Here is a 15,657-nt window from a genome sequence, read left to right as displayed (position 1 = left end):
CCAAAGTTTATAAAAGTTTATATAAGTTAGATGGGTTTCTAAGAGGATGTTTGTCAAGTCATGATTAGTGTATCGAATATTATTTGACCCATCCCTAACCCTCCCCTTGTAAGGGGAGGGGACTGGATTTGATTGTTTTTTGTCTGTTCCTTAAGATAAAAATTACCCGTGGAAAACTTATCAAACATCCTCTAAATATATTGTGAAATATTAAATTACCGGGTGACAAAAAGAAGATTAATTTTCCTTGTCTCGGTTCAATACCCTACTAAAAGCAGGATTAAATGAATGCTGTTTCACCTATGGACAGAACTCATGAGTATAGGCGTGTAGTTATCAAGGGAGATTATTGTTAATAATTCTTAGCTATCTCTTATGGTAGAAGGAATACTACATGGGAATTAATAAATTATTGGTAACCCTTTTGATAATTTTCAGTATGAACATAATTGCTTGGATAATTCTGGGTTTGATTGCCGGGGCTATTGCTAAAGCTATTTATCCTGGTCGTCAGGGTGGCGGAATCATTGCAACTATGATCTTGGGTATTGTCGGTGCTTTAATCGGGGGAACTATTGCTACTCTGTTAGAGACAGGAAGATTACAAATGACTGCTGCGACTCTGAGTATTCCTGGTCTAATTGTCGCTATTATTGGGGCAATAATTGCCGTCTTTTTATGGGATTTGCTCACGGGTAGAACCAGTCATTAGTTAGCAACATAGCAATGATAGTTATGAGATGCAAGTTAATAGGAGGAAATATTAAATACTCCACTTTTTTTTATCAAGAGTGGAGTTACAAAAAAAAATAGGAAAAAATCTGGAGATAACCTTGATTAACCTGTGATTTGCTCTAAACCTTTACCTTGGCTTTTGACCAGACACCAGTTTCATCTTCATCAAACTGTTCATGAACAGCTTCCCAAGCGGCTTGTTCAGAGATTAACTCGTCACCGGTCTGATCCAAAACGGTATTATAGCGAGTCATGAATGTTCCTTGAGCTGCTTGGGAAAGATGAGAGCGAACTTCCAAAGACAAGTCATCTGGACTGTTACATGGGCCAGAACAGGGATGAGTCAATGTTTTATCAGTTGTGTGAATTTCTTCACCACCAGAACTTTCGATCAGTAATTGAAATTCCCCCAGGCGATCGCTTGGCACTTCTGCCATTAATATAAACTGGCCAGCTTGTAAGCGTGTTTGATAAACTGTGGCTTTGTCTTCAGACATCCCCCAAGCTGTTAAGGCTGACACTAGTCCAGCGCCGGCGCTACCTGCGATCGCTCCACTAGCAGCACCTAGCAACAACGCACCTATCGGACCTGCGGCTACAATTGGGCCGACAAAGGGAACGAACAGTACGCCCACACCAGTTAGTAAGCTGAGAAAGGAGCCAAACAATGAACCAAAAATAGCTCCTGTTCTCAACCCTCCTAGAATTACATCTTTCTTAGTAATAAAACCAGAAATTCGCGTTTCTGATTGGAAATCTTTGCCCATGACCGAAATATTATCTCTAGGTACACCCCTATCTAGTAAACGTCGAATCACCTGATCAATTTGCTTTTGTTCTTTGAATACGGCTGATATGGTACGTTCTGCTTGATAAACTTGTGGCACTTAAATACTCCTGAAAACTTATTTTGGCAATACTAGGAAGGTTGACTTCTATACACCCACGGGGGTTTTAGTTTCTGCTTCTGGTTGTGCACCGCTGGGTTCTAAGGCTTGTCCTTCAATGAATGAACGCAGCATCCAAGCCATCTGTTCATGCTCTTCCATGAGTCCAGTTAAAAAGTCAGTAGTTCCCTCATCATGAAACTGTTGACTACACTGATCTACATGATCCCGCAAATTACGAATTAGCTGCTCATGATCTTCTACCAATCGGGCTACCATCTCTGTTGCTAAGGGTAAATCACCGCTATGTTCTTTGAGGGTAGCAATCTTGAGAAATTCGGCCATTGTACCCACTGGGAAACCGCCCAAAGCCCGAATCCGTTCTGCTAAAGCATCAATGTTTTCAGTCAATTTCTCATACTGTTCTTCCCAAAGTTCATGCAAACTACGGAACTGAGGCCCTACAACATCCCAATGGTACTTTTTGGTTTTTACTATCAGAACGTAGGAATCTGCTAAGTCTTGATTCAACAGATTCATCACACCCTGACGTTGTTCTTTTGTCAAACCAATATTAATTATACGCATTGCTTTCCATCCCTAAGCTAACCTATGTATAAATTTTCCGATATATAGATATAATCAACATCAACCAGGGGGAAGATCATTTCCGCATCATTAATTACCACCTATGGTGAGATTTATTTGTATCTCTTAATAGAGAATTATTTATTTTTTAACCTGTTGCTAGTTGATTCTTAATCAAAGTCCAATATTTTAATAGCAGGCTAACCTAATCATTACTGCCCAAAATTGTTAATGTAACTAGCAATACTTGGGAGGTTTTGTAGTCGGTAATGGGATTGACAGCTTCCAAAAGTCATGAGGTGTCAATCTAGTCAAATCCCTATGGTTTGTTGATTAACCAAGACCGTGAGTTAGCAAACCTCAATACCAACTGGAAATTTCCAGCCGGGAAAACATCGCTTATGCTTTCCCCTGATCCCTTAATGACAGCACTTATAATCAACCACGTAATCCTATGTCAGAGTCCAACAACCCGAAAGTTACACTTATAGGTTTTGCTTCTCTTCCTGCTGATACTTTTGCTGATGGTCCATCATCAGGTAGTGCTATTACTGGTAATACCAATGGTAGAGTCATACCCTTTGAGCGCCAGCCCATACAGGGATTTAGTTCAGTCCAGAGAGCCGATGCTGATTCCTTCTGGTTAATGTCTGATAATGGTTTTGGTAGTAAGGCTAATAGCCCTGATTATTTACTGCGAATTTATCGCGCTACCCCCAACTTCCGCACCGACGCTGGGGGTGATGCAACTGTTAATGTGTTGGGTTTTGTGCAACTATCTGACCCTGACAATCAGATTCCTTTCGCAATTGTTAACGAAAACACGAGCGATCGCCTGTTAACTGGTGCTGATTTCGACCTGGAATCCTTGGTAGTTGCAGCTGATGGGACTTTCTGGATTGGAGAAGAATTTGGTCCTTATCTCCTGCACTTTGATAGCACGGGTAAGCTATTACAGGCCCCCATTCCTACACCGAATTACGTCAGTTTAAATACTCTCGATGGTAAACCACCCATTGTGATTGGACATCGAGGAGCTAGCGGAGAACTACCAGAGCATACTCTAGGAGCCTATAAACTAGCCGTTGAACGGGGCGCTGATTTTGTTGAGCCTGATTTGGTTTCTACCAAGGACGGTGTATTAATCGCACGTCATGAGCCGAATCTGATCGCCACCACTGATGTGGCCTCCCGTCCAGAATTTAGCGATCGGCGGACTACCAAAATAGTTGATGGTGTTGCGGAAGAAGGTTTCTTTGCTTCTGACTTCACCCTAGCAGAAATCAAAACTTTACGGGCGATTATGCCCCAGGGCTACCGTACTCAAGTATTTAATGGTATCTATGAAATTCCGACTTTTGAGGAAATCATTGAGTTAGTTCAGCAGATAGAAGCTGATACAGGTAAGAAAATAGGTATTTATCCGGAAACCAAACATCCCACTTTCCACAATGACCAGGGTCTGTCTCTGGAAGAACCTTTATTAGCAACTCTAGAACAAACTGGTTTCACCGACCCCTCACGGATTTACATCCAATCCTTTGAAGTTGGTAACCTGAAAAAGCTGAGTCAACTAACGGATATTCCCCTAGTTCAGTTATTAGATGCAGGGGGTGTTAACTTAGATGGTTCATTAAGTGAAATTCAACCCTACGACTTTGTAGTGAGTGGCGACCCGCGCACCTATGGTGACCTGCGGACAGCAGCAGGACTAGAAGAAATCGCCACCTACGCCTCTGGTATTGGCCCGTGGAAACGGATGATTATCTCTGTTCAAGGGGTGGATTCCAATGGTGACGGTCTAGCGGATGATGTCAATGGTGATGGTGTAGTCAATGATGGTGATAAAACGACTACCTCACCTACAAGTCTGGTGCAAGATGCCCATGCTGCGGGCTTGGTGGTACATCCTTATACCTTCCGTAACGAAGGGAGGTTTCTAGCGGCAAATTATAACGGTAATCCAGCCCAGGAATATATAGATTTCATCCAGTTAGGCATTGATGGTTACTTTACAGACTTTCCGGGTACGGGTAACCAAGTCCGCGACCAATTAACTGGAGCGTTGGTTATTTCTCCTGATAACCCCAGTCTGTTACCTCCTGAATTTGCTACTTTAGACGGTACTGCACCTTTGGTGATTGGTCACCGGGGAGCTAGTGGTTTACGTCCGGAACACACTCTAGAAGCATATAAACTGGCGATCGCTGATGGTGCTGATTTCATTGAACCTGATTTAGTACCAACTAAAGATGGCCATTTAATAACCCGTCATGAAAACGCCTTAGCACTTCTTAATGAAGATGGTTCAGTGAATAGAACTGTCACTAGTACGGATGTTAACGACCGTCCAGAGTTTGGTGATCGCCTGACTACTAAAACCATAGATGGTCGGACATATAGGGGTTGGTTTAGTGAAGATTTTACCCTAGAAGAAATCAAAACCCTCAATTCCATCGAGCGGTTACCAGATTTACGGGGAACTAGCTTTGATAATGATGGGTTAAAGGTTCCTACCCTGAAAGAAATTATCGACTTGGTGAAGCAAGTAGAAGTAGAAACAGGTCGTAAAATTGGCATTTATCCGGAAACCAAGCATCCGACTTTTTTTGCCAGCGAAGGTACTTTGTTAGATGGTGCAACACCCATCAATACCAGTTTGGGTCAGGTACTAATTGACACTTTAGTAGAGGAAAACTTTACAGATCCTTCACGGATATTTATTCAGTCTTTTGAGGTAGGTAATCTCAAGGAATTGAAAGAGTCGATTATGCCGGCGGCTGGCGTTGATATCCCCTTGGTACAATTGCTCGGTGGTGCTAATGGTCAACCCTATGATTTCGTGGTCAGTGGTGACGCTCGCACCTACGGTGATTTGACTCGCCCTGAAGAATTAGCTGAGATTGCTACTTACGCGGCTGGTATTGGTCCTAACAAGCGCCTGATTGTACCTAGTGTAGGTGGTCAACTCCAACCACCCACTACCTTAGTACAAGATGCCCACGCTGTGGGGTTAGTTCTACACCCCTACACTTTCCGCGATGAAGATGTTTTTCTGGCTGCGGAGTACAATGGTGACCCCAAACTAGAATATCAACAGTTCCTCGATTTGGGCGTTGATGGTTTCTTTAGCGATTTCCCCGGAACTAATAGCTTAGTTGTACAACAATCCCTGGGTGAACCGGTGTTCTCCAATCTGGCTCGGTCTGGGGATTTGAAGGTATGGCTATCAGTCCAGACAAGAAAACCATCTATCCGATGCTGGAGGGTACTGTTTTAGGTGACCCTGCTAATTCTCTGCGGATTTATAGATTTGATGCCCAATCCCAGGAATTTCAGGGTCTGGTAGGCTACTACCCCATGGCACAACCTAACCATGCGATCGGTGCTATAACGGTGGTGAATGACAATGAATTTCTGGTGATTGAACGGGACAACGGTCAAGGGACAACGGCTCAGTTTAAGAAGGTATTCAAGGTGGATTTCTCCCAAATTGATGCTAATGGTTTTGTGTCTAAGCAGGAAATCGTTGATTTACTCAATATCAGTGACCCCAATGATTTGAATGGAGATGCTGACACTACATTTACCTTCCCCTTCGTGACTATTGAGGCTGTGGTGGTGATTGATGAAAATACACTACTGCTGACTAACGATAATAATTATCCGTTTTCAGTGGGTAGACCACCGGCTATAGATAACAATGAAATCATTCTCTTACGTTTGGAAGAGCCGCTAAATTTGCCCAGTCCTGGGGTGGTTATGGGTACAGCCAATAATGATGACCTCATCCTGAACACTAATCAATCTGGAGTCACAGTCTTTACCGGCAATGGTGATGATACGGTGGAAGCTAGTTTGACATCAAATGTAACTGTTAATTCTGCTGGGGGTGATGATGTGATCTCTATGGGTAGTAACAGCTATGCAAGTGGTGGTGAGGGAGATGACACCCTATATCTAGGGTCTCAGGGTGCTGTGGGTGGTACTGTGCTTGATGGTAGTCAGGGTAATGACACTCTGATGGTGATTGAAGCGGCCACTGAGCCTAATATTCTCCTGGGAGCGGCTGACCATGACACCCTACAAGTAGTGGAAGGACGGGGACAGATGCTCTTTGGCGGTTCTGGTCGGGATGTGCTGCGTTCTAGCCCGGATGGTCAGAACCGTCTCTATGGTGGTTCTGGTAATGATGAGTTATATTCCACTGTGGGCGATCGCCTGTTTGGTGGTGATGGTAATGATAGCCTCTACGCAGGTGAAGGGGGTAATAACTTACTCTGGGGCGGTGAAGGCGCAGATAACTTCTGGCTGGTGGTTGCTGGTTCTTTACCCAGTGCAACCAATGTAGTCAAGGACTTTGAGGTGGGAGTAGACCGCATCGGTATGGGGGGCATTACTTCTAACCAAGTAAATCTCCTAGGTCGGATGGGAAATACCCTGATTCAAGTTGGCGGTGTTGATGTGGCACTAATAGAAGGTATCAGCCCAACTCAGCTTGACTTGAGCAATACTCAGCAATTCCTCTTCATCTAACAAACATCGGTTGTCATCCCCTCCCTATCTGTGGTGAATACTACGGAAGGGATGGGGGTAAACTGGCCCAATGATTAAGTATGGCTATCAGCTTCTATGGGCAAACTATTGATCTTATGTGTTGGGGATTTGCCAAATCATGCGGATTCAGGTTATAACGACATGAGTATTCTTGCAAATTCTAATTAAATAAATACCGTATGAATACCATCACCAGCAGCATCCAGATCTCGTAAATATTTGGTGGATTTATCTATGCTTATTTACTTGTGTTCAAGTCAGAAAGTATGCTATATGTGCCTCATACATCATAATAGCCAAAGAATAGCTGTAATCAATCCGCTATGGTTCACCCTGAGTCCTTAGCTAAACACACCTAATATAGGCGTGACATCTGGGCTGCTGTGTCTACCTAAGTGGAACCAATGAGTACGTAGTCAAGATTTGTTCATTGTTCTTTTGAAGACTATTGTTTATAAAGTGATATGACAGCAGTTATACAATCGGAAAACCTGTGGCAACAAACTACCAGTGACCTCAGTAATTTTTCCACAGCAGAAATTTTGCAATTGCTCGAAGAATACCAATTGCTACCAGCTTTAATCAAAGAAATGGTGATTGACCAGGCCATAGCCGACATTGACTGTACGCCAGAAGAAGAGAAAAGTGCTGGGGAACAATTGGCCCTTCAATATCAACTCACTTCTGAGGAACTACGTCAGAGTTGGCTAGAACAAAATAATTTGAGTGATGAGAAATTTAGGGCCATAGCCATTCGCCAATTCAAACTGGAAAAATTTAAACAAATTACCTGGGGAGGGGATTTAGATGCTTATTTTTTCCAACGCAAATCTCAATTAGATCGGGTGATTTATTCCCTAATCCGGACTAATGATATTGGTGTGGCTCAGGAAATCTACTTCCGCATTCAAGCAGGAGAACAAACTTTTGGCGAGTTGGCACGAGAATATTCTCAAGGACCAGAAGCACAGACCAATGGCTTAGTCGGGCCTGTAGAGTTACAATCCATCCATCCTATCTTAGCGAAAATATTGGCTAGTACCCAACCACAACAGCTATTACCTCCTACTCAATTAGAGAACTGGATAGTCATTGTGCGCTTAGAAAAATTACTGCCATCTCAGTTAGACCCCACAGTACGACAAAGGCTGTTGAATGAACGTTTTCAAGCTTGGTTAAAGGCTAAAATTGCCGATCATAATCATTCAAACACTTAAAAACTACTTGCCATATTGGTAAGACATAGTTATAACTATTCAACTACCAGGAAATTATCAATCAACGTCACCAGCTATTATAAGAATGACTTATACTAAGAGTACCTTTCAAGAATTTATTGCTAGTCTGGAAGGCTTTGAGCAATTACCAACTGCAGTAATTGCTGGGCTATCGGAAAAACTACAAGTTTGGCGCCAACGTACGGGGCGGAAAATTATTAGCCAAGAGAAACTCCCCGAACAAGTGACAATTCTGTTTGAGGGACAAATACGCTTATTAGGATACGATCCGCAAACCCAAATCCCCACTACCCTGAAATTGCTGCAACCAGGGTCAATTCTGGGGGAAATCAGCTTGTTACGAGAAGTAGCCTGTGAAACAGCGATCGCATCTACTGAAGTCATCTGTTTAAGCGTGAGTGCGGCGGACTACTTACAGCTTCTTGGTGCTTACCCAGAATTTGCCAATGTCCGGTTAAACAAAAGCCATTTGGCAGAAGTTTTTGATGTTTTGAGTCCGCAGATCAAACAGCAAGCCAGGACAGTTCCCAACCTGCGAGAAATTACTGAGCAAGCCTTAGCAAATGTCCAAATAAATTACCTTAGTCCCGGTAAAAATCGCCACCACCAACTGGATAGAGAAAAAATCTGGTTTGTCAGTGGCGGTGGGACAGTCACCAACTCTCCCCCTGGATCTCGCTTAGAAGTGAGTGACTCCATTGAAGTCAAAGGAAAAATTCCTGCACGGTTAATTGGGTTTTCGCCGGCGGATTTATCGTTTTTAGATACTCATTTAGAGACTCATGAAGTGAGAGTTGATAACCATGAGCATACTAAAGGAATCGTCACCGTTGACTTAGATATTCGCAACATACCTGGAGAACAAATTAGCCAGTCTCAACCATCCCCACAACAGAAAGGTCAACAAAAACGTCAAAATTACCCATTTTTTCGAGGTAAGGGGGAATTAGATACAGTTCTTGCTTGCTTACAAATGCTCTCGAAACACCTAAAAATGCCCTTTCGCCGGGAGGTGCTTCGTCGCATCTTAAATGAGCAAATCAAACGCCAAGGTAGTATATCCTTTCCAGCTTGTGCTTATGTAGGAGAATTAGTCGGACTCAAGTCCCAGTTAGTAGACCTACCCGTTGCGGCAATTGAGCGTATTCCTACACCAGCCATAATTCAGTATGATGGCAGTTATGCTGTTTTATATGAAACAGGACCTAATAGTATTGTTGTAGGTGTTCCCTCCCAAGGAATTGTCCGCAGCAAAACCGCCGAATTTGTAGCCAAATTAAGCGTTGATGAAAACAACTTACCTCCCCAGGTGAGAGTTTTATTGGTAGCTACTACCAAAGAAACACCGCAAGAGCGCTTTGGTATCCAATGGTTTATTCCTTATCTTTCCAAGCATCGGCGAGTTCTCATAGAGGTTTTTATTGCTTCGTTTTTTGTCCAACTAGCCCAGCTAGCTAACCCCCTGGTCATTCAGTTAATTATCGATAAAGTTATAGTTCAAAATAGCATTGGTACCCTAAATGTTTTAGGGATTTTGCTCTTAGTGGTGGGTGTGTTTGAAGCCTTACTGACTACATTAAGAACTTATCTATTTGTCGATACGACCAACCGCATTGATATGAGTTTGGGGTCGCAAATTATCGATCACTTGCTGCGGTTACCCCTGCGTTATTTTGAACGCCGACCTGTAGGTGAACTAGCCACCCGCATCAATGAATTAGAAAATATTCGTCAGTTTCTCACTGGTACTGCTTTAACGGTAGTATTAGATGCGGTATTTTCGATAATTTATATTATCGTGATGCTGTTTTATAGTTGGCAGCTCACCTTAGTAGGTTTGGGGACAGTTCCTATATTTGTGATCCTCACCTTAATTGCTTCCCCCACCATTAGCAAACAGTTACGTACCAAGGCTGAACGCAACGCCCACACTCAATCCTATTTAGTTGAGGTAATGTCGGGTATTCAAACGGTAAAAGCGCAAAATATTGAATTGCAATCGCGTTTTTCCTGGCAAGAACGTTATGCTCGGTATGTGACCGCCGGGTTTAAAACCGTGATCACTTCCACCCTGGCTAATTCTACTAGTAGTTTTCTGAATAAACTTAGTAGCTTGCTAGTCTTGTGGATGGGTTCTTATTTAGTACTCCAAGGACAACTAACTTTAGGTGAGTTAATCGCCTTTAGAATTATATCAGGTTACGTAACTAGCCCCATATTACGTTTAGCGCAACTCTGGCAAAGCTTCCAAGAAACTGCTTTATCTCTAGAACGTTTAAGCGATATTGTCGATACACCAGAAGAAGCCGAAGCAGACCGCCAAAATATTCCCTTACCTGAAATATCAGGAAATGTGACCTTTGACAATGTTTCCTTCCGGTTTCAAACCAGCCGACTGCTACAACTTTCTAATGTCAGCCTTGATATTCCATCGGGTAAATTTATTGGTATTGTTGGGCAGAGTGGTTCTGGTAAAAGTACCATGATGAAGTTACTGCTGAGACTATATGAGGTGGAGTCTGGCAGAATCTTGGTTGATGGTTACGATATTTCTAAAGTGGAACTGTATTCTCTGCGGCGACAGGTGGGTGTAGTTCCCCAAGAAACACTCTTATTTGATGGTACGGTCTTGGAAAATATTTCCCTGACGAATCCTGATTCTACCACCGACGAAATCATTGAGGCTGCTCGCATTGCGGCGGCTCACGATTTTATTATGTCCTTACCCAACGGCTACAACACAAGGGTAGGGGAGCGCGGTGCTGGACTTTCGGGGGGACAACGACAAAGAATTGCGATCGCTCGTTCTATTTTACAACGACCAAAACTATTAGTTTTAGACGAAGCCACCAGCGCTCTGGACTATCCCACAGAGCGACAAGTTTGTCTAAATTTAGCTCGAGCATACAAAGATAATACGGTATTCTTTATCACCCACCGGCTGAATACTGTCAGCCATGCAGATATGATTGTCGTCATGGATAATGGCAGGGTTATAGAACAGGGAAGCCATCAAGAATTAATGGCTGCTAAAGGTAATTATTTTCATCTTTACCAACAACAAGAAATTAATTCTTAACTGCATTGAGAACTTGATACCCAATAAAATCACAAAAATAATACTATCATGATTCAACTTAATGGCAATGGTAACGGTAAGAAAAAAACCGGATTAAATCCCGACTCAGAGGTACTTACATCTCCGGTAAAAGTTCCTAGTCGGCCTGTAGCAAATCCTAACTATGTTAATTTTGATCAAGCAGTTTTGTTGCGCCAGTCGCCAATTTTGTCACGCACAATTATGCTGTCGTTGATATTGTTAGCTTGTTTTGGAATTACTTGGGCTTATTTCGCCAAGATTGAGCAAGTAGTCCCTGCTACAGGTCAACTCAAGCCGGAGGGGAGTATCAAAGAAGTGCAAGCCCCTGTGAATGGGGTGGTAAAATCGGTTCATGTCAAAGATGGGGAAAAAGTCAACCCTGGAGACTTGCTGCTAACTTTTGAAACTGTGGCTACTGTTGCTGAATTAGATTCATTAAATAACGTTCGCCAAGCCTTAATTGAGGAAAACGAAATTTATCGTCGCTTAATGGCAAATAGTTATACAACGGCATCAGAATTGGAGTTTATCCGGGCTAAGTTACCAGCAAATGCCGAATTTCTGTTAAAAAGTAGGACTGCGTTAGTTAATGAAAATGAGTTGTTACGTGCTGAATTGAGTAACTTGAATACAGTCGCAGGTTTAGGAGTTGATGAACAGCAACGTTTACAATTTGCTCAAAAGGAATTTGATTCTCGCTCGGCCGCAGCACAGTTGGAAGTAGAGAAAACGAGAAAAGAAATGGCTCAAATACGAGTGAGAAAGAGTGATACTGAATCTAGCTTGGCTATCCAGCAACAGATTTTAGATAAAATTAAAATATTAGCAGAAGAAGGTGGTATCTCTCAGCTACAGTATCTCAATCAGCAACAACAGGTACAACGTCTCACCGCTGAAATAGACCAATTAGAGCAGGAGTTACAACGTCTACAGTTTACCATTGAGCAAGGACAGGAACAACTCAAAAATACTGTAGCTGCATCCGGTAAAAGTGTTTTAGAAAAAATAGCTGATAATAAAAAACGTATTGCCGAAATCGATAGCCAATTCATGAGAATTTTGCTAAGTAATGAACAAAGATTGGCAGATGTAAATAGTAGACTTTCTCAAGTTAAGTTAAATTTTGAATATCAAGAACTTCGCGCTCCTGTGGGGGGAACAATTTTTGACTTACAAGCAAAAACCCCTGGTTTTGTAGCAAATGCTAGTCAAACCTTGCTGCAAATTGTGCCTGATGATAACTTTCTGGCTGAGGTATTTATCACCAATAGAGATATTGGTTTCGTCCGGGAAGGAATGAAGACTGATGTGAGAATTGAGTCATTTCCTTTCAGTCAGTTTGGGGACATTAAAGGACAAGTTATTAGTATAGGCTCTGATGCATTACCACCAGACGAAATATATCAATTTTATAGATTCCCCGCTACAATTAGTTTAGATAAACAATATTTAGATGCTCATGGTAGAAAGATATCCTTGCAGTCGGGTATGTCAATCTCCGCTAATATTAGGGTTCGTGAAGACCGTACAGTCATGAATCTATTTACTGAAATGTTTAATAAACAATTTGATAGTTTGAAAGAGGTACGTTAATCATGTGTGTTGGGTGTGTTGGGTGTGTTCCCTAAGAGGATGTTTGTCAAGTCATGATTAGTGTATCGAATATTATTTGACCCCTCCCTAACCCTCCCCTTGTAAGGGGAGGGGACTGGATTTGATTGTTTTGGGTGTGTTGGGTGTGTTCCCTAAGATAAAAGTTACTTGTGGAAAACTTATCAAACATCCTCTTAGGGAAAGTTGAGATTTATGGGACTTCAATGGGAATCAAACCGTTTTCTGGCAAATAGTCGCGGAAACACCCTTCATCAGCCAGTAGTAAAATCAGACGCACGGGATAATCTGGGGAAATTTGCAAATCAGCCCACGGTACGGCAATTTCTAAGCAATTCTTGAAGGCGACTTGGGCGCGGCTAAAACGGGGATACCATTGATGGTGTTCTCCAGCTTCGTGAAACTGAATTGATTCGGTGAGTAAGTTAATTTCTAGATGGTGGTGGTACAGGTAGTTAAGGGGGGGGATATCTGGTATATCTGCCATGATGATGGGGCTATTGTGCATTGTTCTATGGGGATAGAACCACAACAAATTCAACTCTTGAGGTAAATCTCGTCCGGGGATAACGCCATTTTTAAAGTCCACCCGCACATAGAAATTTAGGTGATCTACGCCATACCAGAGTCTCTGAATGACGCTGCTATTGTGCATGGTTCCCCGCGCCCCGCCGATTTCTATGCGTCCGGCTTTGTCCCAGTCCTGTTCATCACCTTTACCATCAATGACCGGATGAATAAACCCTTGTGGCTTATGGTCGGTTCGGGCTGCGTGAATCTCTAGAGGTTTCTGGAGATAAGAGGGTGCTGGTTCATTTAAGGCTGTGTAAATTCCTAATAGGTGTTCCCGAAATAATTGGTCGAAGATGGCATCTTGATTTGAAGAATGTCCTTCGCCAAACCACCAGAACCAATCGGAACCCTCGGCGGCGTATAAGGCTTCCCATGCTTCTGGGTTGTTTTCTTCGGTGGTTTCGGGATGTTGGGCGAGGGTTTCTCTGGCGTGGGTTAGGTAGTCCCAGGCACGATTTTTTACAGGGTCACCAATCCAGGTGGTAAAGCTACCATCTACCCAAGAACCACTATGTAGCTGTTCGGCGGGAATAGTGGTAGTGGCGGGAAATTGTTCGAGAAATTCTGAGACGGTGACGAGTTTAAGATGGGGTTCGTTGCTGAGGGTTTGATACAATGCTTCTAGGAAGGGTTTACCGTCTTGGGGGTAAAATTCCCAGCAGTTTTCTCCGTCTAAGGCAATGGTGACTAGCCAAGGTTCTTCGCTGTGGCTTTCTCTTTGCATTTTCGCGATCGCTTGCAGGTGTCCCACTAGGTCGGCTACGGCCTGTTTGGGGGGGATGGAACTGTAGGTAAAGCCAATTAAATCTGATAGTCTGTGGTCACGAAACACAATTGCTACATCACCGGCGGGAGTTGCCAAGCGATAGGGTCTGTATAATAGTTCTGGCTCCTGGACGTTTCCGGCTGCATCCCGGTGAAAAAAGTGTTTCAGCGACCACCCTAAAACTGCTTCATCTGAGCAAATCCACTTAAAGCCTTGTTTAATAATATATGGCAAAATTTCCGGGCTGACTGATTGTTCTGAAGGCCATAAACCCCGTGGTTCTTGCCCAAAACGGTCTGTGTATAGGTCCCAAGCCTTTTGTAAGTGGCGCTTAATGTCGTGGGGCCAGTTAAACCGCTGGTGAGGTAGTCTCATTTCGGGTACTGCTACTCGCCCTGAGTTGGTATCAGCTAGTAAGGGTAAAATGGGGTGAGTGTAGGGGGTGGTGGTGACTTCTAGCTGTCCGGATGCTTGCATTTTCCGGTGTTGGGGGATAATCCGGCTGAGAATTTCTCTCTGTTTGGTATATATGCGCTGGCGATCGCTTAAAGTAAAATCACGTCCTTGTTTTAACCAAGCGGCAATTTCCGGGTCATCCCAAAACAGGGGATCAATCCACGCCAGATTATGCCAAGCCAGTAAATCGCCGTAATCTGCTAACTGCCAATTAGCTAAACACCAATCTTGCCCTTTTTCCTGTCTTTGGTAATACAACTCGGCATAACGGGGATGGGGGTCAATCAAGGTATGATGGTTAGCATCAAAAAAGTGTTGGATAATAAATTCCCGTTGTTGGTCAGTTATCTGTGCATCTGGGGTTAAACTCGCCGTGAGATAGGGGTCAAAAGCAGTGCCAGCAATGTAATCTTCCAGTTGTAAAATTAATGACGGCACTAAATTTACTGTCTGGTGTAATTTCGGATATTTTTCCAGAATTAATATTAAATCTAAATAATCTTTAGTGCCATGCAATCGCACCCAAGGTAAGCGATAATGCTGACTGGTAGAAAGGGAAACGCCGCTGTTAGGGGACTTGTACAGCGGCTGGTGTTGATGCCAAATAAAAGCGATGTGTAATGGATGAGACATAGTGAATTATGGTATATACAGAATGGGGTCTGGGTAATGGGGACAAGGAAATACCCATCCCCATCACCCCAGACACTAAACTACTTGCTCAATTTCTGCGATTTCCGGAATCATTTCCTTAAGGCGACGTTCAATACCCATTCTCAAGGTCATGGCGGAACTGGGACAAGAACCACAAGCACCTTGTAATCTCAGTTTCACAATTGGTCCTTCCAGTTCTACCAGTTCCACGTTACCCCCATCAGACATGAGGTAAGGGCGCATTTCATCTAAAACTGTTTCGACGTTTTCAATTGTCAGTTCCATTTGATACCTCTGTTGTTAGGAAAATTGTGATCTTCAAACTTGAATCACTTAATTTTAGATATAATTTACCTTAGATTAGAGATTTGACGGAGCTACCCAATCAAGCTTCATGATCGTCTCTTGGTATCTTACCAAAGTGTGAAACTTAAAGGCAAAATCTTCTCACCTACAGCAAAACCAGCCCCGGATCTATATCTCTACCCTAGG

The 15,657-nt window shown here is 43.0% G+C and carries 10 protein-coding genes; 6 read left to right on the top strand and 4 right to left on the bottom strand.

Annotated elements, in window-relative coordinates:
* Positions 1 to 439: 439 nt before the first annotated feature.
* Positions 440 to 712, top strand: coding sequence for a GlsB/YeaQ/YmgE family stress response membrane protein (locus AC6IZ0_RS19915; RefSeq protein ID WP_497724558.1), 273 nt, complete (start codon positions 440 to 442; stop codon positions 710 to 712).
* 142 nt (positions 713 to 854) lie between these two features.
* Here the strand turns inward: AC6IZ0_RS19915 and AC6IZ0_RS19910 are convergent, their stop codons facing one another.
* Both AC6IZ0_RS19910 and AC6IZ0_RS19905 read right to left on the bottom strand, forming a co-directional pair.
* Positions 855 to 1,622: a ChaB family protein gene (locus AC6IZ0_RS19910; protein ID WP_497724557.1), complete on the bottom strand. Its 768-nt coding sequence runs from the start codon at positions 1,620 to 1,622 to the stop codon at positions 855 to 857.
* Positions 1,623 to 1,670: 48 nt separating this feature from the next.
* Positions 1,671 to 2,210, bottom strand: coding sequence for a Dps family protein (locus AC6IZ0_RS19905; RefSeq protein WP_497724555.1), 540 nt, complete (start codon positions 2,208 to 2,210; stop codon positions 1,671 to 1,673).
* Between the two features lie 487 nt (positions 2,211 to 2,697).
* Here AC6IZ0_RS19905 and AC6IZ0_RS19900 point away from each other — a divergent pair, with 487 nt between their 5' ends.
* From AC6IZ0_RS19900 to AC6IZ0_RS19880, 5 genes are all read left to right on the top strand, one after another.
* The gene (locus tag AC6IZ0_RS19900) at positions 2,698 to 5,490 is read left to right on the top strand and encodes a glycerophosphodiester phosphodiesterase family protein (RefSeq protein WP_497726112.1); all 2,793 of its coding nucleotides are present in this window, start codon (positions 2,698 to 2,700) and stop codon (positions 5,488 to 5,490) included.
* A complete protein-coding gene (locus AC6IZ0_RS19895) occupies positions 5,433 to 6,746 on the top strand; it encodes an esterase-like activity of phytase family protein (protein ID WP_497724554.1) in 1,314 nt (437 codons plus the stop codon). Before AC6IZ0_RS19900 ends, AC6IZ0_RS19895 begins: the two co-directional genes overlap by 58 nt.
* A gap of 485 nt (positions 6,747 to 7,231) precedes the next feature.
* Positions 7,232 to 7,984, top strand: a complete 753-nt coding sequence (locus AC6IZ0_RS19890) for a peptidylprolyl isomerase (RefSeq protein ID WP_271734373.1) — start codon at positions 7,232 to 7,234, stop codon at positions 7,982 to 7,984.
* Positions 7,985 to 8,069: 85 nt separating this feature from the next.
* Entirely contained in the window at positions 8,070 to 11,084 is a 3,015-nt protein-coding gene (locus AC6IZ0_RS19885) for a peptidase domain-containing ABC transporter (RefSeq protein ID WP_497724552.1), read from the top strand.
* A 48-nt stretch (positions 11,085 to 11,132) separates the two neighbouring features.
* Positions 11,133 to 12,698 (top strand): beta-barrel domain-containing protein, encoded by a 1,566-nt coding sequence (locus tag AC6IZ0_RS19880; RefSeq protein WP_271734370.1) that lies wholly within the window; start codon positions 11,133 to 11,135, stop codon positions 12,696 to 12,698.
* A 211-nt stretch (positions 12,699 to 12,909) separates the two neighbouring features.
* Here the strand turns inward: AC6IZ0_RS19880 and AC6IZ0_RS19875 are convergent, their stop codons facing one another.
* The gene (locus tag AC6IZ0_RS19875; protein ID WP_497724550.1) at positions 12,910 to 15,144 is read right to left on the bottom strand and encodes a glycoside hydrolase family 57 protein; all 2,235 of its coding nucleotides are present in this window, start codon (positions 15,142 to 15,144) and stop codon (positions 12,910 to 12,912) included.
* A 75-nt stretch (positions 15,145 to 15,219) separates the two neighbouring features.
* Positions 15,220 to 15,450, bottom strand: coding sequence for a NifU family protein (locus AC6IZ0_RS19870; protein WP_271734137.1), 231 nt, complete (start codon positions 15,448 to 15,450; stop codon positions 15,220 to 15,222).
* Between the last annotated feature and the right edge of the window lie 207 nt (positions 15,451 to 15,657).

It is taken from the genome of Anabaenopsis sp. NIES-4685, assembly GCF_059725405.1.
Note: the sequence above shows the minus strand (reverse complement) of the source record. Positions and strands in the feature narration are given on the sequence as shown.

Excerpts from the sequence above, each read along its gene's own strand:
- AC6IZ0_RS19885 (WP_497724552.1), top strand. The coding sequence starts at position 8,070 with ATGACTTATACTAAGAGTACCTTTCAAGAATTTATTGCTAGTCTGGAA.
- AC6IZ0_RS19915 (WP_497724558.1), top strand. The coding sequence starts at position 440 with ATGAACATAATTGCTTGGATAATTCTGGGTTTGATTGCCGGGGCTATT.
- AC6IZ0_RS19890 (WP_271734373.1), top strand. The coding sequence starts at position 7,232 with ATGACAGCAGTTATACAATCGGAAAACCTGTGGCAACAAACTACCAGT.
- AC6IZ0_RS19875 (WP_497724550.1), bottom strand. The coding sequence starts at position 15,144 with ATGTCTCATCCATTACACATCGCTTTTATTTGGCATCAACACCAGCCG.
- AC6IZ0_RS19880 (WP_271734370.1), top strand. The coding sequence starts at position 11,133 with ATGATTCAACTTAATGGCAATGGTAACGGTAAGAAAAAAACCGGATTA.
- AC6IZ0_RS19895 (WP_497724554.1), top strand. The coding sequence starts at position 5,433 with ATGGCTATCAGTCCAGACAAGAAAACCATCTATCCGATGCTGGAGGGT.
- AC6IZ0_RS19905 (WP_497724555.1), bottom strand. The coding sequence starts at position 2,210 with ATGCGTATAATTAATATTGGTTTGACAAAAGAACAACGTCAGGGTGTG.
- AC6IZ0_RS19870 (WP_271734137.1), bottom strand. The coding sequence starts at position 15,450 with ATGGAACTGACAATTGAAAACGTCGAAACAGTTTTAGATGAAATGCGC.